The 22,238-nt window shown below is 55.4% G+C and carries 19 protein-coding genes; 9 read left to right on the forward strand and 10 right to left on the reverse strand.

Annotated elements, in window-relative coordinates; genetic code table 11:
- The first annotated feature begins 32 nt into the window (after positions 1-32).
- From acpS to VMX96_01270, 7 genes are all read left to right on the forward strand, one after another.
- The gene (acpS, locus tag VMX96_01240) at positions 33-458 is read left to right on the forward strand and encodes a holo-ACP synthase (protein ID HUU62538.1); all 426 of its coding nucleotides are present in this window, start codon (positions 33-35) and stop codon (positions 456-458) included.
- Positions 436-1,995, forward strand: a complete 1,560-nt coding sequence (locus VMX96_01245) for an NAD(P)H-hydrate dehydratase (GenBank protein ID HUU62539.1) — start codon at positions 436-438, stop codon at positions 1,993-1,995. Before acpS ends, VMX96_01245 begins: the two co-directional genes overlap by 23 nt.
- A 1-nt stretch (position 1,996) precedes the next feature.
- Complete coding sequence (locus VMX96_01250) at positions 1,997-2,761, forward strand: type III pantothenate kinase (GenBank protein ID HUU62540.1); 765 nt, start codon at positions 1,997-1,999, stop codon at positions 2,759-2,761.
- Positions 2,762-2,771: 10 nt separating this feature from the next.
- Positions 2,772-3,983, forward strand: coding sequence for a bifunctional phosphopantothenoylcysteine decarboxylase/phosphopantothenate--cysteine ligase CoaBC (coaBC, locus tag VMX96_01255; GenBank protein HUU62541.1), 1,212 nt, complete (start codon positions 2,772-2,774; stop codon positions 3,981-3,983).
- A gap of 13 nt (positions 3,984-3,996) precedes the next feature.
- Positions 3,997-6,657: a valine--tRNA ligase gene (locus tag VMX96_01260; protein ID HUU62542.1), complete on the forward strand. Its 2,661-nt coding sequence runs from the start codon at positions 3,997-3,999 to the stop codon at positions 6,655-6,657.
- 90 nt (positions 6,658-6,747) lie between these two features.
- Positions 6,748-7,542, forward strand: coding sequence for an arsenite methyltransferase (arsM, locus tag VMX96_01265; GenBank protein ID HUU62543.1), 795 nt, complete (start codon positions 6,748-6,750; stop codon positions 7,540-7,542).
- 99 nt (positions 7,543-7,641) lie between these two features.
- A complete protein-coding gene (locus VMX96_01270; protein HUU62544.1) occupies positions 7,642-8,187 on the forward strand; it encodes a C-GCAxxG-C-C family protein in 546 nt (181 codons plus the stop codon).
- A gap of 99 nt (positions 8,188-8,286) precedes the next feature.
- On the opposite strand, the gene VMX96_01275 is transcribed toward VMX96_01270, so the two are convergent.
- From VMX96_01275 to rnc, 8 genes are all read right to left on the reverse strand, one after another.
- Positions 8,287-9,012 (reverse strand): hypothetical protein, encoded by a 726-nt coding sequence (locus tag VMX96_01275; GenBank protein ID HUU62545.1) that lies wholly within the window; start codon positions 9,010-9,012, stop codon positions 8,287-8,289.
- A gap of 10 nt (positions 9,013-9,022) precedes the next feature.
- Positions 9,023-10,741, reverse strand: coding sequence for a DNA polymerase/3'-5' exonuclease PolX (gene polX, locus VMX96_01280; GenBank protein ID HUU62546.1), 1,719 nt, complete (start codon positions 10,739-10,741; stop codon positions 9,023-9,025).
- A gap of 24 nt (positions 10,742-10,765) precedes the next feature.
- A complete protein-coding gene (locus VMX96_01285; protein ID HUU62547.1) occupies positions 10,766-11,650 on the reverse strand; it encodes an EVE domain-containing protein in 885 nt (294 codons plus the stop codon).
- Between the two features lie 257 nt (positions 11,651-11,907).
- Entirely contained in the window at positions 11,908-14,520 is a 2,613-nt protein-coding gene (gene secA / locus VMX96_01290) for a preprotein translocase subunit SecA (protein ID HUU62548.1), read from the reverse strand.
- 2 nt (positions 14,521-14,522) lie between these two features.
- A complete protein-coding gene (locus tag VMX96_01295) occupies positions 14,523-14,738 on the reverse strand; it encodes a DUF2007 domain-containing protein (GenBank protein ID HUU62549.1) in 216 nt (71 codons plus the stop codon).
- Positions 14,739-14,747: 9 nt separating this feature from the next.
- Positions 14,748-15,710, reverse strand: a complete 963-nt coding sequence (locus tag VMX96_01300) for a ribose-phosphate pyrophosphokinase (GenBank protein ID HUU62550.1) — start codon at positions 15,708-15,710, stop codon at positions 14,748-14,750.
- Positions 15,711-16,508 carry an enoyl-CoA hydratase-related protein gene (locus VMX96_01305; GenBank protein ID HUU62551.1) on the reverse strand — a complete coding sequence of 266 codons (798 nt, stop codon included), beginning with the start codon at positions 16,506-16,508 and terminating at the stop codon, positions 15,711-15,713.
- 337 nt (positions 16,509-16,845) lie between these two features.
- Positions 16,846-17,550, reverse strand: a complete 705-nt coding sequence (gene rnc / locus VMX96_01310) for a ribonuclease III (GenBank protein HUU62552.1) — start codon at positions 17,548-17,550, stop codon at positions 16,846-16,848.
- Between the two features lie 105 nt (positions 17,551-17,655).
- On the opposite strand from rnc, the gene VMX96_01315 reads away from it, so the two are divergent.
- On the forward strand, positions 17,656-18,957 hold the full coding sequence (locus tag VMX96_01315; GenBank protein ID HUU62553.1) for a hypothetical protein: 1,302 nt from the start codon (positions 17,656-17,658) through the stop codon (positions 18,955-18,957).
- On the forward strand, positions 18,941-19,165 hold the full coding sequence (locus tag VMX96_01320; protein HUU62554.1) for a hypothetical protein: 225 nt from the start codon (positions 18,941-18,943) through the stop codon (positions 19,163-19,165). The genes VMX96_01315 and VMX96_01320 overlap by 17 nt, the downstream gene beginning before the upstream one ends.
- 13 nt (positions 19,166-19,178) lie before the next feature.
- On the opposite strand, the gene VMX96_01325 is transcribed toward VMX96_01320, so the two are convergent.
- Together VMX96_01325 and VMX96_01330 are read right to left on the reverse strand one after the other, a co-directional pair.
- A complete protein-coding gene (locus VMX96_01325; GenBank protein ID HUU62555.1) occupies positions 19,179-19,337 on the reverse strand; it encodes a hypothetical protein in 159 nt (52 codons plus the stop codon).
- A gap of 65 nt (positions 19,338-19,402) precedes the next feature.
- Positions 19,403-22,225 (reverse strand): helicase C-terminal domain-containing protein, encoded by a 2,823-nt coding sequence (locus VMX96_01330; GenBank protein ID HUU62556.1) that lies wholly within the window; start codon positions 22,223-22,225, stop codon positions 19,403-19,405.
- Positions 22,226-22,238 lie beyond the last annotated feature (13 nt).

Genomic DNA, 22,238 nt, shown 5'->3' on the forward strand with positions numbered 1-22,238 from the left:
TTTTTATTCTCTAACCTATCATATAGGAGGATTTGGAGCGGACTCAGAATATGGTATACTATGGCGGAGTGACTGTGTATCACGTTGGTGTGGACTTAATAGAGATAGAGCGTATTGAAAAGGTGTTAGCGCGCTGGGGGGAGCGCTTCCTCGAGCGGGTCTATACCGGGGCGGAGCGTGGCGATTGTCAGAATCGCGCTCCGTCACTGGCGGTTCGCTTTGCTGCCAAGGAGGCGGTGATGAAGGCTTTAGGCACCGGTATCAAAGGGGTTGGCTGGCGGGAGATAGAGGTTCTCCCCAATCGTGATGGCAAACCACTGGTTTACCTTTATGGTGGAGCGCTACAGAAGGCTCGGGGTTTGGGTCTGGGGGAACTGGCCATCAGCCTCTCTCACTCCCGGGACTATGCCATCGCTTCAGTTGTCGGGGGCAGTAGTGAAGATTGTAACCACAGATGAGATGAGGGAGATCGAGCGCGGCGCTGCCGAGCAGGGTCTTCCTTCCGATGTGCTCATGGATAACGCCGGGCTTGCCGTTGCCCTGCGGGTGAAAGATTGGCTCGGCGGCGCAGTGGGACGGCAGATCATCGTCCTGGTAGGGCCGGGCAACAATGGCGGGGATGGTTTGGTTGCCGCTCGCCACCTACACGACTGGGGGGCCAGGGTCAATATTTATATTTGCGGCCACCGAAAAGAGGATGATCCCAACTATAAAATAGTCACTGGTCGTGGCATCACCACCGCTATAGCCAGCCAGGATAGTAACCTGGCCGAGCTTGATAGCCTCCTATCCCTAGGCGATGTGGTAATCGATGCTCTCCTTGGCACGGGGAAGCTACGTCCACTTGAAGGCATCATTAAGGAGGTCTTGACTCGTGTGAGGGAGGTGAAAGATTCAAATCCTGGGCTTAAGGTTGTTGCCCTTGACCTGCCTTCGGGGCTGGATGCCGATAGCGGAGAAGTTGACCCCTCATGCCTTGCTGCTGACCTGACCATCACCTTAGGTTACCCCAAGGTGGGTCTCTTCTCCTTTCCCGGCAGAGACCTTGTCGGCGAGCTTATGGTTGCCGACATCGGTATCCCGGCAAACCTTGGGGGGGGAATCGCCACCGAGCTGATAACAGAGGAAATGGTACGGTCGATGCTTCCCCAGAGACCGCGGAGCGCCCACAAGGGTACTTTCGGGCGCGTGCTCGTCTGCGCGGGGTCGCTTCACTATGTAGGGGCGGCTTATCTCGCCTGTGAGGGGGCTATGCGAGTGGGCGCAGGGCTGGTAACACTTGCAGTGGCCCAGAGCCTCCAGCCAACACTGGCCTCGAAGCTAACCGAGGTGACCTATGCCCCGCTACCTGAGGCAGCGCCCGGGTTTATAGGTAGCGAGACCTCCCCATCCCTGCATGAGAAGCTCGCTGACTATGATGTCCTGCTCATGGGGTGTGGACTGAGCCAGCATCCCGAAGTGGTTGAGTTTATCCGGGATTCCTTGCTTGAGATGCCATCCTCCCTTTCCCCGCTCATGGTTCTCGATGCCGACGCGTTAAATACCCTGGCACAGACCCCTCAGTGGTGGCAGAAGCTGGGGCGGGATGCTATACTTACTCCCCATCCCGGAGAGATGGCGAGACTCAGCGGGCTTCCCACTGAGGAGGTCGGACGGGAGCGGTCTAGGGTAGCACGGGAGAAGGCTGCGCTGTGGCATAAGACGGTAGTGCTCAAGGGGGCGCATACTGTGGTAGCTTCGCCCGATGGAGGGTTAAAGATTAGCGCTGTGGCAAACCCGGGCCTGGCTTCAGCGGGCATGGGGGATGTGCTCTCCGGGGTCATCGCCGGGCTTCTGGCTCAAGGGCTTTCTTACTGTGCCGCCGCTACCTGTGGGGTCTATATCCATGGGCTGGCCGGGGAAATGGTGCGGGCCGAGCTTGGCGATGCTGGCATGGTTGCCAGTGACCTGCTGCCGGCCCTGCCCAGGGCAATAAAAAAGACCAAGGAAGGCTGAGATGTTACTGGCTATAGATGTAGGAAATACCAATATCGCCTTAGGCATCTTTGAAGGGGAGACGCTGCGCGCTACCTGGAGGGTGGCCACCGATATTGATAAGACCGCAGATGAGTATGCTGTGCTATTATTGAACCTATTACCCATGGAGGGTCTAAATCTCTCCGATATAGATCATGTGAGCATTGCCTGTGTGGTTCCCCCGCTACTTACCATTTTCGAGGAGTTGAGCCAGCGTTACTTTAATATCTCGCCGCTCATCGTCGGTCCGGGGGTGAAGACCGGCGTGCGGATCTGCACTGATAACCCGCGAGAGGTGGGTGCCGACCGGGTGGCAAACGCAGCGGCGGCTCACCATCTCTATAGCGGGCCGATGATCTTGATAGATTTTGGCACTGCCACTACGCTCGATGTGCTATCCAAAGAGGGCGATTACCTGGGTGGTGCCATCGCTCCCGGGATCCTCATCGCCGCAGAGGCGCTCTTCGAGAGAGCATCAAAACTGCCCAGGGTCGAGCTAGTTCCTCCGGAACACGCCATTGGCAAGAATACTGTAACCACGATGCAATCGGGGATCATCTTCGGCTATGTGGGGCTTATCGAAAGCCTGGTAAACCGCATGAACCGTGAGTTGGGACAGGATGCGTATGTAGTGGCCACTGGCGGCCTCGCTGAGATAATCGCCGGGCAGACCAAGGTGGTAAATACGGTTAACATGCACTTAACCCTCATCGGATTACGGTTGATTCACGAGCTGAATCGATAGGAGAGGAGAGATGGTTCGAGATAAGACCATAGTTCTGGGTGTCACCGGCAGTATCGCTGCCTATAAGGCGGTGGAGCTGGCGAGCAAGCTCATCCAAGATGGGGCACGGGTGGATGTGGTGATGACCAGGTCAGCGCAGGAGTTTGTCATGCCGATGACCTTTCGCAGTGTCACCCATCGGCCGGTAGTTACCGAGATGTTTGACCTGGAGTCTGAGTTTAGCATCGAGCATGTATCCCTGGCTGAGCGGGCAGATCTGGTGGTCATCGCCCCAGCTACGGCTAACATCATCGCTAAGCTGTCTGGGGGTATCGCCGACGACATACTCAGTTGCACCTTGCTTGCCACCAGGGCGCCTGTACTGGTGTCACCGGCGATGAATGTGAATATGTATGAGAATGAGATTACTCAGGAGAATATCGCCAGGCTGAAGAAAAGAGGCTATAAATTTATCGGTCCGGTTCAGGGTCGGTTAGCCTCCGGTGCCTGGGGATTGGGTCGCTTTGCTGAGATAGATGACATCCTGGGCGCGATTCATCAGGCGCTGGGCCGTGCTGGTGACCTGGCAGGCCGAAAGATCGTGGTGAGCGCCGGGGGCACACAGGAGCCTATCGACCCGGCGCGTTATATCGGCAATCGCTCCTCAGGGAGGATGGGCTATGCGCTGGCTGAGGCGGCCCGTGACCGTGGGGCAGAGGTGGTTCTAGTAAGTGCCCCGACTGCTCTTGCTCCTCCCATCGGCGTAGCGTTAGTTCAGGTTCAGACCACCCTCCAGATGAGGGATGCCGTCGATAGTGCGATCCGGCAGGCTGACGCACTCATTATGGCTGCTGCTCCTGTCGATTATCGTTCGGCTTCCATTTCCGAAAGGAAGATCAAGAGGGGGACGGAGTCTCTCACCCTGGAGCTGGTGGAAAACCCGGATATACTCAGCGGGGTCAAGGGCGGGAGAGGCGGTCTTGTCCGGGTTGGATTTGCCGCGGAGAGCGAAAACCTCGTGAAAAACGCCACAGAGAAGCTAAAAAAGAAGAAGCTCCATCTTATAGTGGCCAATGATATCACAGCGACCGATAGCGGCTTTGGCGTCGATACCAACCGGGTGGTACTCATCGACCGCTCAGGCAAGGCGGAGAGTCTGCCCCTGCTTACCAAATCGGAGGTGTCCGGTAAAATACTGGACAGGGTAGTGGAGCTACTGCCGAAAGTGAAGGCAAAGAGGTAGGTTCGTAGGATTCATGGCACAGAAGCTAGCAGAGATTCCCAAAGTCTATGACCCACGAATAGTGGAGACAAAGTGGTATCAGTTCTGGCAGGAGAAAGGATACTTTTCCCCCAAGATTGACCCCCAGAAAAAACCCTTCGTAATCATAATGCCCCCACCCAATGTCACCGGCGAGCTTCACCTGGGGCATGCCCTCACCGCAACCCTGGAAGACATCATGATCCGCTGGCACCGTATGAAGGGTGACCCCACCCTCTGGCTTCCCGGTATCGACCATGCGGGGATCGCTGCCCAGGTGGTAGTGGAGCAGGCGCTCGCTAAGGAGGGTATCACCAGGCATGGGATGGGGCGGGAGAAGTTCCTCGAGCGGATGTGGCAGTGGATGAAACAGTATGGCAGGGCGATAGCGGAGCAGCATAAGCGCCTGGGCGCCTCCTGTGACTGGAGCCGAGAGAAATTCACCATGGACGAGGGGCCTTCTAAAGCGGTACGCACTACCTTCGTTCGCCTCTATGAAAAAGGACTAATCTATCGAGGCGAGCGTATCATCAACTGGTGCCCTCGCTGCGTTACTGCCCTTTCAGATCTCGAGGTGGAACACGAGGACACCTCCGGCCATCTATGGTACGTGCGATACCATCTAAAGGGTAGCGACGAGTTCATCACCGTTGCCACCACACGTCCCGAGACCATTTTCGGTGACACTGCAGTGGCGGTAAATCCTGAGGACGAGCGACATAGGAGTCTTATCGGGAGGACGGCTATACTGCCCGCTATCGGCAGGGACATACCCATTATCACCGATGATGCTGTCGATCCCTCATTTGGTACCGGGGCGGTGAAGGTTACCCCGGCCCATGACCCGGTAGACTTCGAGATTGGACAGCAGCATGATTTGCCCTCGGTGAATATATTAAACCCCGATGGGACGATGAACCAAAACGCTGGCCCTTATAAGGGTCTTGATCGCTTCGCCTGCCGCGAGCGGCTTCTCGCCGACCTGGAGAGTGAAGGCCTTATGGTCAAGGTGGAGCGCCATCAACACTCCGTTGGGCACTGCTGCCGCTGCAATACCGCGGTAGAACCCTGGGCCAGCAAGCAGTGGTTCGTCAAGATTTCGCCGCTTGCTATACCTGCAATCGACGCGGTTACCGACGGCAGGATAAGGATCATCCCGGGGCGATTTACCAAGGTCTACCTAAACTGGCTAGAGAATATCCGAGACTGGTGCATCAGCCGCCAGTTGTGGTGGGGGCACAGGATACCGGTATGGTACTGCAACGGTTGCGGCCAGCTCACCGTGAGCATTGATGATCCCCGAGCCTGCATTCAATGCGGATCGTTGGAAATCGTTCAGGACCCCGATGTCCTCGATACCTGGTTCAGTTCGGCGCTCTGGCCTCACTCTACCCTGGGCTGGCCCGATACCACCGAGGATTTCAAATACTTCTATCCGACTTCGGTTATGGAGACGGGCTATGACATCCTCTTTTTCTGGGTCGCCAGGATGATAATGATGGGGCTGGAGAATACCGGGGAGGTGCCATTCAACACCGTTTACCTTCACGGGCTGGTGCGCGATGAGAAGGGCGAGAAGATGAGCAAGATGAAGGGCAACGTCTTAAATCCCCTGGATACTATCGAAAGCTACGGCACCGATGCCCTGCGCCTTGCCCTCTCCACCGGCACCTCGCCGGGAAACGATATCAGGCTGAGCAAGGGGAAGCTGGAGGCAGCCCGCAACTTCGCCAATAAGCTGTGGAACGCTTCCCGGTTCATACTGGGCAATATGGAGGAAGGGCAGGGTGTAAGGATCGAATTCGACTTGCTGCCACTGGAGGATCGCTGGATTCTAAGTCGCTTGAGTCACCTTGTCGCCAGCGTCGATAGCCTCATGGAAGACCTCCAGTTCGGAGAGGCACAGCGGCAGATACACGACTTCATCTGGGGGGAGTTCTGCGACTGGTATATCGAGATGGCGAAGCTCCGCCTCAAGGTAGGGGATGGCGAAAAAGGCAGGATATCCCCGATACCGGTACTTGCCTACGTCCTGGAGACCTCGTTGCGCCTGCTCCATCCCTTCATGCCTTTCATTACTGAGGAGATATGGCAGAATCTTAAAGGATACTTCGATTACGACATGGCTGAATCTATTATGGTCTCCCCCTACCCTGCCGCCGATGAAGAGGCGCTGGACGAAGAGGCGGAGAAACAGATGGCGGTGGTTATAGATATTGTTCGGGCGATTAGAAACGCGCGCGCCGAGTTCCGGGTGGAGCCATCCAGGTGGATAGAGGCACTGGTAGCTGCTGTGGAAACGAAGCCCGCAATTGAAACCCAGGCTCAGGCTATTGAGACCCTGGCGAGGGTAAGGCCGCTTACCATTATCGGCATGGAGGGTGCGAGGCCAGATAAAGCTAAGACGATAGTGCTTGAGGGGGCGGAGGTGATCCTGCCTATGGCGGGCATGGTCGACATTGAGGTGGAAAGGGAGCGTTTGAAGAAGGAGAGCGAGGTCACTCAGGCGGAGATCACCCGCTTCGAGGCCAGGCTTAATGATGAGAATTTTATATCCAAGGCGCCGCCGGACGTGGTGGAAAGGGAAAGGAAAAAGCTGGCTACCCAACTTGACCGGCTGATGAGGCTAGGTGAAAGGCTTTCCCAGCTTGGCTAGCACACTGAGAACCAGTAATCCATCTCGATATGAACTTCAAATTACGGTATAATGTAGAAGGAAGCATTTTTAAGGGGTTGAGGACGTAGAATGGAAACGAAGAAGAGTAATGAGATAAAGAATGCCGTGCGTGAGCTTTACGCCGGGATAGCGAGGCAGCACACGACCTCCTGCTGCGCACCGCGGAGCGAAGAGGCGTCGAGCTGTTGTAGCTCATGCGCCGCTGAAACAAGCCATGCTCAGAGGCTATATTCCACAGAGGAGCTGGAATCCATAGCGGCTGACATACCCTCGCTGGGATGCGGCAACCCTATTGCACTGTCGGAACTGCAGCCCGGAGAAGTGGTACTCGACCTGGGAAGCGGAGGGGGGCTGGACTGCTTCCTGGCGGCGCAGAAGGTTGGTTCCCAGGGCAAGGTTATCGGGCTGGATATGACACCAGATATGATTAAGCTGGCAAGGGCAAACGCGGAAAAGCTCTCACTGAGCAATGTCGAGTTTCGGCTGGGCGAGATGGAGTACATGCCCATCGAGAGCGAGTCGGTGGATGTGGTTATCTCCAACTGCGTGATAAACCTTTCCCCGGATAAGGACGCTGTCTTCAGGGAGGTTTTTCGGGCGCTCAAGCCAGGGGGAAGGCTCTGCGTTTCCGACATCGTCACCCACGGCGAGCTGCCGGCATCGGTTCGGGAGAGCCTAGAGCAATGGGCTGGCTGCGTGGCCGGTGCCCTTGAGGAGGGGGAGTACCTGGACAAAATTCAGGCCGCTGGTTTTGTTAGACTAGAGGCACAAGAAGAGCCCCCGACCGTCTATAAAGAGGAAACTGCCTGCGGAGTGGGAGCCCCGATAGTCAGCATTGCGGTGAAAGGCTATAAGCCGAGATAGTCGTCCCAGACATACCAATTGCATCACAAAACAAAATACTCTAGCAACTGCAACTGCGTGTTTTAACCTCTGTGATTGAAACACCCCCATAGGAGCGTAATGATGACCGAGGAAGAATCTAAATCCAGGAACGATTTCATCAAGGTATTCGAAGAAAAAACAAGAGAGGTTTTCAGCTCAGAGGCTAATCGAGAAAGGGTGGGAGAGCTAACATACAATAACTACTTGAAATGCTTTGGCTGCTCTCAATCTATGCTGCATGCTTTTCAAGAGGTTTTAGGGTTTAAGGACGATTTTTGGTTCAAGGCGCTGGGTGGCCTGCAAGGGGGAGGTAGTAGTGGATTGACCTGTGGTGCATTGCTTACGGGTTTCGTACTCATCAGCGCTAGAGTAGGGCGAAGCAATATTGAAGATGGTCTTGTAGCATTACTACCAGCCTTCGAGCCATCCCATAGACTGACCAACTGGTTTAAACCCATGTACAAGAGTACTGTCTGCTCGGAGATTACGGGGGTCAACTGGTTTGACCTGAATGAGGTGACAGAACACTACCTCAGCCCTCGGGGAATGGAAACGGTGGAAAAATGTGCCAGGCTAACGGGCGGGACAGCCAGCAAGGTAGCAGAGATACTGAGCCAGTTGTAGTATAGGCAAATCAACAATTAAGGGGAAGTTTGGTGCTTTATCGTGTTCTAACTGTCTGCGAAGGTCAGAGCTCTATAGCAAGCATATCGGTGAAAGCCTTCAAACCTGAGTAGTCTCCCCGCTAGAATCCCTTAGACGCTGCCCCATGCCCCACTGGCGCTCCAGCTCCCTGAGCGCCTTTTTTGTATCGCTGGCAATGCGCGCCTTATCAGAGTTGTTTAACCGATACTTGAAGAGCCAGTAGGTAAACTCCTTAAGCTCAACGAGTTTCATAGAATTGCGCCTGGGATAGCCCCTTTCTTTTCTGAATCTCCCAAGCAATTCGGTTATGGGGGCGCCATATATGCGCTCGTAGGCCTCCTCCCAGAGGCTATTGTTCTCATTAAAGGCACGTGCTCGCTGTTCCTTGCGTGCTTCCTCCTCCACAGCGAGTAGCAATGCCTCCTCTACGGTGATACCGTAGAAATAGTTGAGGTGAGCGCGGTATTTGGCCTCGCCGATGAGCTGGCAGAATTCCTCTTTAGGTAGCTCAATGGGTGCTCTGGCGTGGAAGAGAAGAGCGAGCATTTCTTTCTCAGGAATGAGATGATCGATCTCAGCGAGCAGGCGCTCAGCAAGGAGCAACCAGTCGAAGGCTTCGTTGGCGATGAGATAGCGATAATCCCGGCCGTTGTGGCTCTCCTCGGCCACAGTCCACTGCCCGATAGCCTCGAGGAGGGCAATATACCAGTGCTTTCCGTTTGCGATGTCCTCCCTTAGATGGCGAATCGCCTCGCTACCGTTCGAGACGCTGGTATCACCGAAGGGCTGTAAATGCTTCTCCATGCCACTCTCGCTATCGCCTCAAGAAGGCAAGCACCTCTTCAAGTGGCCTTGTATTCAATATATGGCTTGCTTCGCACCAACCGCGCCGAGCCACACCTACCCCGAAGCGAACCAGGTCAAGGTGCGAGGTGCTATGGGCATCAGTAACCACGGTCAGCTTCACCCCCAGCTCCATGGCCCGAAGGGCATGAATATCCTTTAGGTCGAGGCGACTTGGCATGGCGTTTATCTCCAGTGCGGTGTTGGTCTCAGCGGCGGCGCGGAAGACCGCCTCAAGGTCCACCATAATTGGCTCACGCTCCCCCAGGAGTCGGCAGGTGGGATGAGCGAGAACATCGACGTGGGGGCTCTTTATGGCACGAAGGATACGCTCCGTCATCTTGCCCTGCTCCTGGTTCATCGCCGAGTGTACCGCTGCGATAACGATGTCCAGCTCTGAAAGCAGATCCTCAGGGAGGTCCAGGGTGCCATCGGCACGAATATCCACCTCGATCCCGGCGAGGATGCGGAAACCATCCACCTGCTCATTGAGCTTGCCTATTTCGGTGATCTGTTTTCGTAACCTTTCCTCATCTAGCCCGTGTGCTACACCTCGCCCTGCTGAGTGGTCGGTTATGGCGATATACTTATATCCACGTTCCCTGGCGGCAAGAGCCATCGCCTCGATGGAATCGTGGCCATCGCTCCAATCGGTGTGTACATGGAGGTCTCCCTTTATATCGCCAGGCTCGATGAGACGGGGGATATCATTTTCCGCTGCCCTCTCCACCTCCCACTGCCCTTCCCTGAGCTCGGGCGGGATGAACTGTAGACCCAGCCTCCGGTAGAAGGACTCCTCATCGGTGAACTTCTCGGTGATGCCGCTCTCTAGGTCGGTCATCCCGTATTCGCTGAGCCTTAGCCCCTGGCGGTGTCCACGCTCCCTGATGGCGATGTTGTGCTGTTTTGAGCCGGTGAAATACTGGAGCAGTGAGCCAAAAGAGTCGTGGTCTACCAGCCTGAGGTCGATCTGGAGGTCGCCGGGGACGAGCACACTGGCCTTGGTACTCCCCTTGACCAGCGTCTCCTTAACCCGGGGCAGGCTAACGAAGGCACTAATAATACCTTCACGGTCATCGGCGGTACCCATGAGGTCGATGTCGCCGACGGTCTCGCGGAAGCGGCGCAGGCTTCCCGCCGGGGTGAGATTCTTAAGGCCGGGGCGTTCTCGAAGCTCCCGCATGATCCCCTCGACCACCGGTAGCGCGTCTCCGATAGGGGTGCGCCGCTCCTTGGTTCGCGTTGCCTGAAGCTGGCGCAGGATATTCTCCGCCACCTTGTCGCCCATACGGGGCATGCTGGCTAACCGCCCATCGCGGATTGCCGCTTCAAGGTCATCGATGCTGTTTACCCCCAGCTCATTGCAGAGGCGGATGGCGATCCTGGGGCCGATGCCGGGGATATCGAGGAGGGTGCTTATTCCCTCGGGGAACTCTGCCCTTAGCTCATCGTAGTAATGGAGGCGACCGGTGGTCACGAGCTCCATTGTTTTCTTGGCGATGGCCTCACCCACGCCGGGGATTTCCTCCAGGCTCTGCCCCTCCTTTACCATCTGCTCTACTTCCACCGGCAGGTGCTCGATGGTGCGGGTTGCCCGCTGATAGGCGCGGATCTTGAACTGGTTCTCGCCCTTTATCTCCAGCAGGTCGGCGATATCCGAGAAGACCTTCGCGATGTCGCTGTTTTTCATGAGCCCGATGCCATCTTTAATGCGTTAGCATTTGATCCCCAATTCTTTTTCAAGATCAAAATAGGCTTTTTTGCGGTCATAAAGTTCATCTATTTTTCCTAACTCAACAAATTTTAGCCTATTATCAATCTCATGAAATGTCCCAGAAAGCAGATTTTCAACCTTTTCATGATCTGACTCAGATGCCACGATATATATATGACTGTTCCACAAATCAAACGCGTGCTTTAATTTACCGAGAGCATGTTCTACATCGCCACCAACTTGAACCTCAAAAACGTAAGTTGGCACGGAATGGGCTAGTTTTCGCCATACAGCATCAAGCCTACTTGTTTTACTGCCTATCTTAATTGGGTATTCAGAATCGGCAAGGAAGCCCTGAATTCTCCCAATTTCAACCAATCTTAATTTCACTTCGTTATGGGAAGGTATAAATGGGGTTTCAGCCTCAGCCACTCGCATTCTATCCGGCTCTGATAGCTTTTGCACGTAATCCGTTGGCTGGATAGATTGGAGTTGGGAAATAAGCCAGTTGGCCATATACTCGTTAAGAAGTTGGAAACCTGAACGCGTGCGTTTCTTTAAATCCTCTGAAATTATTCTGGATTTAATCCATTCAGCATATGGCAAACACTTCTCTACATCGAACTCTAATCGCAGTGACCAAATTACTCGTTCCTCTTTTATTTCCTGAGGCCAGAGTGGCTTATCCTGATAAAACTTCGTTTTTACAACCCCATAACCAATAACACCAATTACTGGTTGCGTAGCATAAAAGAATATAATATCGTTCTCACATAACTCATCCCATAGGTGTCTCTGCGTTTGCTTAAGACCCCAGATATTCTGATAACTAAAAGCGGTTTTCCAATTCTCAGGTGAACCCACAGCTAACCAGTAATTTGCCATTATGCTACCTTCTCAACATACGTTGATAATCAGAATACCTGTTACCCAGCTTCATCTACATCATCCCAGCAACGTAAGTGACAGGCGTATTTCATACATGAACCCCAGAAGGTTATTAGATCTTCGTGTTCCGGGCCTCTTATCCATCCCTCGGCTACAACAACCACCGGCTGATTGCGTCTCATTGGTTTTCCGCACTTAATCACAGGTATGAACGCCTAACTTAGCCTCCATATGTCACCTTCCCTATCACTTCACTATCTCCCGCAGCATTTCTTGTACTTCTTGCCGCTGCCGCAGGGGCAGGGGTCGTTGCGACCCACCTTATTGCCCACGGCTACCGCCTCCTTGCGCCTGGCTGCCTCCGCCATCGGCGACGCGGCTGGTGCCTTCTCCGTCTTGATCTGTACTTTATAGATGGTGTTCACCACGTCGTGCTCCATACCGTCGAGCAGGCTCTGGAACATGGCCTGCCCCTCCTGCTTGTACATTATCAGCGGGTCCCTTCCTCCTGCTGCGTGCAGGCCGATTCCCTGACGCATGTTCTCCATGGCGGTCAGGTGTTCCACCCACCGGCGATCGATGGTGCGCAGCATAACCAGTCGCTCCAGTATCCGCATCTTATCGGGGCCGAACTCCCGCTCTCGCTCTTCATAGAGAGAGATGGAATGCTTAAGAAGCTGCTCCTTGATGTCCTCGCGTTTCATCTGGGAGAGGGCGCCTGCATTCAAGCTCGGTGGCAGGGGTAAAACTTTGCCTACCTCGTTCACCAGGCCTTCGAGGTCCCAATCTTCAGCATGATCGCTTTCAAGGTGAGAGGCAACAAGGCGCTTAAGCTCCTCAGCGATCATGGACTGGATATTAGATTTAATGTCTGCGCCGCTCAGTATCTTCCTACGCTCGCTATAGATCAACTCGCGATGCCTGTTCACCACATCGTCATAGTCCACCAGGTGCTTCCTGATGTCGAAATGGTATCCCTCGATCTTGGTCTGAGCACCCTCGATGGCCTTGCTCACCAGGGAATGCTCAATAGGGATGTCCTCATCGAAGTGGCCCCGCTCCATCAAGCCCTTGATACGGTCGCCACCGAAGCGGCGCACAACATCGTCCTCGAGAGATACGTAGAAGCGGGAGCTTCCCGGGTCACCCTGGCGTCCCGCCCGCCCGCGGAGCTGGTTGTCGATGCGCCTCGCCTCATGGCGCTCGGTGCCTATGATGTGGAGGCCACCCAGGTTTTTCACCCTTTCGCTCTTCTCCTTCAATTCCTTTTCAGGCTGGCCCTCAGGTTTTCCGCCCAATATTATGTCAACGCCACGTCCTGCCATATTGGTAGCCACGGTCACTAAGCCAGGCTGACCTGCCTGTGCGATAATCACCGCCTCCTTCTCGTGGTGTTTGGCGTTTAAGACCTGATGGGGGATACCCCGCCTCTTCAGCATTTCGCTCAGGTGCTCCGATTTCTCGATGGAGACCGTGCCCACCAGCACCGGGCGCTCATTGCCATGAAGCTCTTCGATCTCGCGGGCTACAGCACGGAACTTCGCTTCCTCGTTCTGGTAGATCTGGTCGGTATTGTCGGTGCGAATCATCGGCTTATTGGTGGGGATAATCACCACTTCAAGCTCATATATCTTATGGAACTCCTCGGCCTCGGTAACCGCAGTGCCGGTCATACCGGCAAGCTTTTCATAGAGGCGGAAGTAGTTCTGGAAGGTGATGGTGGCCATGGTGATATTCTCCCGCTGCACCTGAACCCCTTCCTTCGCCTCGATGGCCTGGTGTAGCCCTTCGGAGTAACGCCGGCCATGCATCATCCGCCCGGTGAACTCATCGATGATGATCACCTGTCCATCCTTGACCACGTATTCGCGGTCCCTGCGGAAGAGGATATGCGCCTTCAGGGCGCTTTCCAGGTAATACCTGAGGTGTGAGTGTTCAGGGTTTTCCCAGAAATCATGGATATTGAGTGCCCGCGCTACCTTGGCTTGGCCTTCCTCGGTGAGATTCACTGCCCTATTCCTCTCATCCACCTCATAGTCTCCCTCGGCATCCTCTATGGCGTCCTTCTTTGGACGAAGTCGAGGGGCAAGTTTGGCGAACGTGTCGTATGCCTGCGCAACCTCGGCGGGCTGCGCTCCGCTGATAATTAAGGGGGTGCGCGCCTCATCTATGAGGATGTAGTCCACCTCATCCACTATGGCATAGTGAAGGGGGCGCTGTACGCACTGGGAGAGGTCAACCACCATGTTATCCCTGAGGTAGTCGAAACCGAACTCGTTGTTGGTGCCGTAGGTAATATCTGCCGCATATGCCTGGCGGCGGGTAACCGGTCTCAGGTGCTGCCACGCTGCATCATCCGACTCGTGATCCGGGTCGAACAGGAAGGAGGCTTCATGCTGGATGCTGGCTACAGAGATGCCCAGCAGATGATAGATAGGGCCCATCCAGTGGCAGTCTCGCTTTGACAGGTAGTCGTTAACCGTGACCACGTGGGCCCCCTTGCCGGTAAGGGCGTTGAGGTAAACTGCACAAGTAGCTACCAGGGTCTTGCCCTCGCCGGTCTTCATCTCGGCGATCTTGCCCTGGTGAAGGACGATACCCCCCATAAGCTGTACGTCGAAGTGGCGCTGGCTGAGGGTGCGTTTTGCCGCCTCCCGAACCGCAGCGAAGGCCTCGGGGAGAAGCCCGTCCAGCGGTTCACCCTTCTCCAACCGGTCCCTGAAGTCATCGGTCTTTCGGCGCAGCTCATCATTGGAGAGGGATTCGAACTGGGGCTCAAGGGCGTTAATGCTCTCCACTGTGGGCTTTAGACGCCCCAGTTCCTTCTCATTGGAGTCCACCACCAGGCTGCCAAGCCACTTGAGCATGCTTATTCACCACCGATTATTCTCATGGCTTCCTCGGCCATCGATTCTAAAACCGCCACCGTTACCTCTCCCATGCCATCGACAGTGAAGGCATGGACCGAACTGGCAGCATCTGACCTCAGGATACAGGGTATGCCGTTGCTCTCCAGTAGGCCCTTTATGACGTGAGCCTCCATCTCGCCGGAGGAGCGGTACACATCCACCAATTTTTCGCCCATAGTTATCACTCACTCGAACATTGCACCAACAGAGAGCCCGGCGTGGATGCGGTGTATCGCTTCGCCAAGGAGCGCCGCCAGGGAGAGAATAGAAATCTTTTCGTTCTTCTTGCTATCCGGGAGGGGGATAGTATCGGTAACCACTACTTCTATAACCGGGCTTTTAGCGATCCTCTTAACGGCGGATCTGGAAAAGACGGGGTGAGTACAACAGGCGTAAATCTCAGTGGCCCCAGCTTTCTGCAAAGCAGTTGCGGCAGTAACTAGTGAGCCTGCGGTATCGATCTCATCGTCTATCAGGAGAGCGCGCATCCCGGCGACATTGCCAATGATATTGAGCGTCTCCGCCTTATCGATATTACCCACCCTGCGCTTCTCGATAATTGCCAGTGGGGTACTGAGCCTCTCCGCTAGGTCACGGGCCCGCTTGGAGATGCCGATGTCGGTGGCGACCACTACCAGATTCCCCAGAGCTTTAGTTTCGAAATAGTTACCCAACATGTATAGCGCGGTCAATTCATCCACCGGGATGGTGAAAAAGCCCTGGATCTGCCCGGCATGAAGGTCCACGGTCAATAGACGGTTGGCCCCAGCTACCGTGATCATATCGGCGACAAGCCGTGCGGTTATCGGCACCCTTGGCTGGTCCTTCTTATCGGTGCGCCCATAGCCGAAATAGGGGACCACCGCGGTGATACGCGCCGCCGAAGCCCGCCTTAAGGCATCGAGCATGATAAGTAGCTCCATCAGGTTTTTATTCACCGGGGATGAGATCGGCTGGATAACATAGACATCCCGCTCCCGCACATTTTCTAGAATACGCACAAAGATATTCTCATTGCTGAATTCGAAGACCTCAGCCTGGCCTAAAGGGATTTCCAGATAATCGCAGATCCCCTGAGCTAAGGCCGGGTGTGCGTTTCCGGTGAAAACCTTCAACTCGTCAATCAAAGCTCCTCCTTTTTCAATCATTCATTTGCCCTTGAACTGTGCTTCCCTTTTCTCGATAAAGGCGGCTACGCCCTCGCGGTAGTCCTCCGAGCTCAGCGCCAGCGCCTGGTAGGCTGCTGCCATCTCCAGCGCCGCCTCCAGGTCGGTATCAAGTGCCTTGTAGGCCAGCACCTTGGACATCTGGACAGCCAGTGGTGGGTTTTGGGCTATCTTTCCTGCCAGGTCCATGGTCTCCCGCTCCAGGTCATCGGCAGATACAAGGCGGTTCAGCACCCCGATTCGTTTGGCCTCTTCCGCCTCAAGGAAATCGCCGGTGAACAGAAACTCAAGCCCCCTGCCCAGCCCCATAAGGCGGGTGTAGAGCCATGTGCCACCACCGCCGGGGATGAGCCCGACCCTGACGAAACCGTTCCTGAACCTGGATTTCTCCGAGCCCACCCTCATGTCGCAGGCAAAGGCAAAATCGCAGCCAGCGCCCACAGCAGCGCCGTTAACCATGGCGATGGTCGGTTTGTCCAACCTTTGAAGCCCGAGGGCCACCTTCTGGTAGCTGTTCCGCACGTTATGATGCATCTCCACCGGGGTCCCGCTTAGCCCGCTAGCCTTACCGCCTTCGCTAATATCAGCGCCTGAGCAGAAGACCCTACCGGCGCCGGTAAGGACCACCACCCTCACATCGTCATTGCTGGCTATTTCAGCTATCGCTGCCACCATCTCCTGCAGCATCCGGGTGTCTAGGGCATTCATTTTATCAGGACGGTTCATGGTGATGGTAGCAATATGCTCCTCTTTTTTCAGGATAATGTTCCGGTAAACCATAGGATCCTCCCCCTCTTTATTGCAATGCTATTTAACAGGCTCCAACATTTCATTCTAGCATAAAAAAACCTCTCGATACAATTTATATACTCGTCCAGTACATTGGTGGCACGTCACCGTTCGCCTAATGTGGTTGTCATCTCGGGTGCAGCGAATCAATTTCACCCTTTTCCACCCACCCGCCCTGATATGCGGCACTGCCCCGACATATCGGGGAGACCCCTGCCATAGGAGAGCCCCTCTCTGGACTCCCCCTTTATAGATCCTGCTTAACCAAGTAACAACTACCATTAAACGGGATCAATTTAACTATGTGCCTCGATTATCGATTGAGGGCTTATTGCTCCTGCGCCATGGTCTCGAGCGCCGCCCGCGCTGCCTCCGTCTCCGCCTGTCGCTTGCTCTTACCACGACCCCTGGCGATTACACTGCCGACAATGGAAACCTCAACGGTGAACTCCTTGGCATGGTCCGGGCCTACCGCCTTAATGGTTCGATAAATTGGGGCCTCACCATGCCTTGCCTGTGCGATCTCCTGAAGCTGAGACTTATAGTCATAAAAAAGCCTGTGTTTGACAGCTCTACCTATCTCGTCGTCGAAGAGATGGAGCATAAAGTCCCGACATGCGGCAAAGCCCTGATCGATCAAGATAGCTCCGACCACCGCTTCGAAGGCTCCTGCTAGTATAGACTGCTTGGCGCGTCCCCCGCTGGCCTCCTCGCCACGCCCCAGATAAAGGTAGTTGCCAAGCCCCAGGGATCTGGCTAACCGTGCCAGGGTTTCCCCGCGCACCAGCGCTGCCCGGAGCTTGGTCATCCCTCCCTCAGATAGGTGGGGAAAATCTTCATAAAGCTTCTCGGCGATGACAAATCCCAGCAGGGAATCTCCCAGGAACTCCAGCCGCTCATTAGAGGGCAGGGCGAAGTCGGTGTTTTCATGCAGATAGGAGCGGTGAACCAGGGCTTGCTTGAGCAGAGCGGGATACCTGAAGGTGAAGCCGAGCGTATCCTGTAATTCCATGAATTCGGCAGATTCAGCCAAGATTTAGCCCCCCCATCAACATAAGTATTCCGCCTCGATTTGTCAAGGCAGGCGTGATATAATTCGAATCTAATGGAGAACCTGGCATTAAAGATGAGCCGGGGTATGCCTGGGAAACTCATCGCCTTTCTCCGCATCGCCGGGGAGGAAGCCCAGGCACAAGGGCAGAGGCTATATCTTGTGGGCGGTGCGGTTCGCGACCTTTTCCTGGGGCGTCCCAATCTGGACTTCGACCTGGTGGTAGAGGGCGATGCCCCTCGCCTCGCTCGCCAGCTTGCCAAGAAGGAGAGGCTGGATGGGGAGAATAGCAAAGTTGGGGAGCGGGTGACAGTTCACCGTCAATTCGGCACGGCAAAGTTCAGCCACGGGGGATTGAACATCGACCTGATCACGGCGCGCTCCGAAACCTATGCTAGACCTGGAGCCCTGCCCACAGTGCAGCCAGGAAAGATCCGGGATGACCTTCACCGGCGGGACTTTTCTATAAATGCTATGGCCATCGACCTGAGCCCGGCCTCTTTCGGCCAGTTGCTTGACCCTCATGGCGGTCGCAGTGACCTGGAGCAGAAACGAGTTGTTCGCATCCTTCATGAGCGCAGCTTTATCGATGATGCCACCAGAATTCTGCGTGCGCTTCGCTATGAACAGAGGCTTGGTCTCAAGCTCGAGCGTAATACCGAGCGGCTGCTCTGCGAGCATAAATCGATGCTGGACACTATAAGCGGCGACCGAATAAGGCACGAACTGGAGCTTATCCTGAAAGAGGACCGCCCCGAGCAAATCCTTAAGCGCGCACAGGCTCTAGGGGTACTCCAGCAGCTTCACCCTTCCCTGAGAGGCAATGGATGGCTGGCCCAGAGGTTTCGCCAGGCTCGCCGGGAAGCGATGGCCGACCCCACCCTTTACCTACTGTTGCTTGTCTACCACCTCAGCGAGACTGATATTGAGGGCCTCATCGACCGCCTTAAGATAGTGGGGGAATTGGGGCGAAACATGCGGCAGGTGCCCCGACTGAAGGATGAGCTCCCCATCCTGGCAGAAGACGCCCTCCCCAACAGCAGAATCCACCGTCTGCTCAAACGCTATCACCCAGGGACGATCGCTGCCTGTGGTCTGGCCAGCGATTCACCAATTATTCGCTCCCATCTGGAGCGATACCTAAACGAATTGCGTTATGTCAAGGCAATCCTGGATGGGGAGGATCTAAAGAGACTGGGGGCCAAGCCCGGACCTCGCCTGGGAAGGATGCTGGAAACACTGCGATGGGCAAGGCTGGATGGGCAGGTGAGCACCAGGGAGGAGGAGGAGGCGCTGGTCAGACAAATAATGGGGGAGAACCGGGATGGAGGGGGCGGAACTGGTGGGGGTAGCGAAGGAGGGATAGCAGAATTTGGCGGAGACATGTGACGTGTGTGGTGAACCCCTGGGCGAGGAGAATGTCTCCCGCTGCCTGATATGCGGCCGCAGGTTTCATATGGCATGGTCTACCGATGCGCCGGTGGAAAACTGCGGGCACGCCTTTTTCGATGAGCGCTCCTCGGCCCTAGGGTTTATCTGCAGTCCATGTGTAGATGAGAACCGAGAGATCGGCGGATCGATTATCGACATGGGGTAAATGCCAGTTTAGTTCAGAGCCAGCAGCCCGGGTCGGCGGCAAGCATATCGCCGGTTCTCTCGAAGGGTCGGCCACGACAGCCAGCGCATTCCACCCTATATTCGCATTCGCTACACTTACCCTTCAGTAGTTCCCGCGAGCGTAGCTGCGCCAGCAACTCTGCTTCGTTCATATCGAGTTAGCTTATAATTTGCGGCGATAGCATAAAGAAATAGGAAGGGATCCCCGAGTTCCACTTCATAATTTGAGCCACGCTACCACCTCTCCGGGTAACTGGCGCGCCGGGCCGCTTTTCGCTGTGCAGAGGGGCACCGAGTCCAGGAAAGCAGTACCGTAGTTCTTCGATTTAATCCTGCGGTCAAGCACCACGATAGCCCCCCGGTCGCTTCTGCTGCGGATCAGGCGTCCGAAGCCCTGCTTGAACCTTAGAACTGCCTGGGGCAGTGCATATTCGTTGAAGGGATCATTGAAGAACTCGGAGCGGGCCATAAATATCGGGTCGGTGGGCACGCTGAAGGGAAGCCTCGCCATCACCAGCACGCTCAGCGCCTCGCCTACCACATCGATGCCCTCCCAGAGGCTTGCGGTGCCCAGTAGCACGGACTGGGGATTGCTTTTTAAGGACTGGAGAAGCTGCCGTGGGGAGCCATCGAGCCCCTGCCCCAGAACGAGGATGTCTTCCCCCTGGAGGGGTGCACGGATAGCCTCATAGCTTGCCCGTAGTGCCGCATGGGAGGTGAAAAGGGCGAGAGTTCTTCCGCCGGTGGCACGGCATAGGTCGATTAGAACCTGCTCCACTGCTTGCTGATAGCCCGGCTGACCTGGCTCCGGAATGTCATCCGGGATATATACCAGCGCTGCTCCCATGTAATCGAAGGAAGAGCCCAGTAGGAGCTCGCCAGTATCTTCAAGACCCAGTCGCCCCTTTATGTACTCGAAGTGTCCCTCGGTGCTTAACGTGGCGCTGGTGAGCACCACGCATTCCTTCCGCGAGAAGAGCTCATCTTTTAGGGCTGGCCCCACATGAAGCGGCGCCGCACACAGGGTAAGTATGTCGCCTATTGAAGAGAGCCAGTGGATCGTTTCTCCCTTTTGGCTCTCACTCTCCTCCCCCTCTACCTGTTGATGGATTGTGGAATCAATTCGATGGCGCAGCTCGCTGCCGCGATAGATTAGGGATGAAAGCTCAACCATCAGGTTTTCGTGGTCCAGGGTGTCGGATAAAGGCTCCAGCATCGAATAAAGGCGATTTAGCGCGGAATCGATCTGTCCCAGTGCCAGGCTCAGGTTCTCCGCGGCGAGTGCTACGTTGCGCCAGTCGGGCTGGCTGAGCACCGTCCTGGTAAGGCGCAACCGATGCTCATACCTGCCCTTACCCTCAGCATGGGCCTCCAAAAAATGCCGGATAATTTCGAAGAACTCGATGACTCGCTCACGGCCGTGTTCTATAGTACGATGAATGCTTTGAGCTAACTCCTCTATCTCCTTCTGGCGGGATGGTGAAATGGAACTCCCTCTAAAGTAATCGCCCAACTGGAAAAGAAGCCCGGCATTATACGCCCCCACCGCCGCTTCGCTTTTTCCGCTCAAGAGATTTAGATAGCTAGCTAGGTCGCGCTCTCTCACCTCAAAGCCCCATTGCTCCGTAGCCTCTTCCTCAAGATGGTGTGCCTCATCGATGATGAGGTGGCTGTATTCGGGCAGAATAGTGCTCCCGGTGGCGATCTGGGAGAGTAACAGGGCGTGATTGGCAACGATAAGGTGTGCCCCCTCTGCCTTTCGCCTCGCCCGGTAGAGGAAGCAGTGCCCTCGCCTCTGGTAGGGGCACTGGCCTCCAAGGCAGCTCTCCGCCTGGGCGCAGACCCGATTCCAGATAGGGATTTCCTCTGCTCTCAGGTTGATCTCCGCCCGATCCCCGGTGGGGGTTGTTGCCAGCCAAACCAGTGTGCGCAATATCAACCTGACCTCCTCTAGGGAGAATGCTTGGTTCCTTCTTAGCAGATTCCATCGCCTGAGACATAGGTAGTTATTTCGCCCCTTAAGCTGCGCATATCGGAGGGAGCCTGATTCCAGCGCCCTAGCCAGGTCGGGTATGTCCTTTTTTGTCAGTTGCTCCTGCAGGTTTATGGTGTTTGTCGAGATAACTACGGGAACGTTATTCTCAAGGGCGAAAGAGATGGCTGGCAGGAGATAAGCAATGGACTTTCCCGTTCCTGTGCCCGCCTCCACTATAAGGCGCTCACCCCGGTTAAGCGTTCCCGCTACTGCCTGCATCATCTCTACCTGCTCAGGGCGATGCTCGAATTGAGGGAGTGCCTGCGCTACCGCACCATCCCTTCCCAGCATTCCAGTCAACTCCTCCAGGTCCAGGGGTTTGCGCTCTGGATTGGGGACTAGGCGCTCTTCTTTCTGGCGCGCCTGACTGAGGACATTGAGCTCCAATTCGCCAACCGGTGAAAAGACATCTCCCAGCTTTTCCCCTGATATCCGGCGAAAGAGGTGAGCCAGCGGCCAATCCATACCAGTACTCAGCCGATCGAGCTCAGCAATGATAGAGGTGTCAAGGCCCTGGGCTTTATCGAGGAGCGCCAGAAATACATCCTTGGCCGTTGTTGCGTCGGGAAGGGCGCGGTGGTGAATGGGGGAAGATACATTAAGCTCCACGGCTATCGCGGAGAGGCGGTAGTCGGAGAGCGTTGGCAGCAGGATTCTGGCGAGCTCGAAGGTATCGTATACTCTATTTTCTAGGCTTATTCCCTTTTCGGAAAGGAAGCCTAGGTCGAAGGTGGTGCTCTGCCCTACAATGGGGTGGTCGCCGATGAAGGAGACCAGATTGCCGAGAACCACCGCCAGCGGAGGGGCAGCCTCCACCTCTCGGGGGGTGATCCCGGTTAGTATTTGTATACCATAGGGCAAGGGGCGATAGGGCTTCACCATGGTGTGGAAGGTGTCAACCACCTCGTCACCACGAAACTTGACCGCCCCGATCTCAATAATCTCATCCCTTGTTGGGTCCAGCCCTGTGGTCTCCAGGTCAAGGGAAACGAGTGTCTCATCCATCGTGGCCATATCT

The organism is Dehalococcoidia bacterium, from assembly GCA_035528575.1.
Taxonomy (GTDB): Bacteria; Chloroflexota; Dehalococcoidia; order E44-bin15; family E44-bin15; genus DATKYK01.

Bases quoted from the DNA above. Each gene is read 5' to 3' on its own strand.
- VMX96_01250 (HUU62540.1), top strand. From the start codon at position 1,997: ATGTTACTGGCTATAGATGTAGGAAATACCAATATCGCCTTAGGCATC.
- coaBC (HUU62541.1), top strand. From the start codon at position 2,772: ATGGTTCGAGATAAGACCATAGTTCTGGGTGTCACCGGCAGTATCGCT.
- VMX96_01260 (HUU62542.1), top strand. From the start codon at position 3,997: ATGGCACAGAAGCTAGCAGAGATTCCCAAAGTCTATGACCCACGAATA.
- arsM (HUU62543.1), top strand. From the start codon at position 6,748: ATGGAAACGAAGAAGAGTAATGAGATAAAGAATGCCGTGCGTGAGCTT.
- VMX96_01270 (HUU62544.1), top strand. From the start codon at position 7,642: ATGATGACCGAGGAAGAATCTAAATCCAGGAACGATTTCATCAAGGTA.
- VMX96_01275 (HUU62545.1), bottom strand. From the start codon at position 9,012: ATGGAGAAGCATTTACAGCCCTTCGGTGATACCAGCGTCTCGAACGGT.
- polX (HUU62546.1), bottom strand. From the start codon at position 10,741: ATGAAAAACAGCGACATCGCGAAGGTCTTCTCGGATATCGCCGACCTG.
- VMX96_01285 (HUU62547.1), bottom strand. From the start codon at position 11,650: ATGGCAAATTACTGGTTAGCTGTGGGTTCACCTGAGAATTGGAAAACC.
- secA (HUU62548.1), bottom strand. From the start codon at position 14,520: ATGCTCAAGTGGCTTGGCAGCCTGGTGGTGGACTCCAATGAGAAGGAA.
- VMX96_01295 (HUU62549.1), bottom strand. From the start codon at position 14,738: ATGGGCGAAAAATTGGTGGATGTGTACCGCTCCTCCGGCGAGATGGAG.
- VMX96_01300 (HUU62550.1), bottom strand. From the start codon at position 15,710: ATGATTGAAAAAGGAGGAGCTTTGATTGACGAGTTGAAGGTTTTCACC.
- VMX96_01305 (HUU62551.1), bottom strand. From the start codon at position 16,508: ATGGTTTACCGGAACATTATCCTGAAAAAAGAGGAGCATATTGCTACC.
- VMX96_01315 (HUU62553.1), top strand. From the start codon at position 17,656: ATGCCTGGGAAACTCATCGCCTTTCTCCGCATCGCCGGGGAGGAAGCC.
- VMX96_01325 (HUU62555.1), bottom strand. From the start codon at position 19,337: ATGAACGAAGCAGAGTTGCTGGCGCAGCTACGCTCGCGGGAACTACTG.
- VMX96_01330 (HUU62556.1), bottom strand. From the start codon at position 22,225: ATGGATGAGACACTCGTTTCCCTTGACCTGGAGACCACAGGGCTGGAC.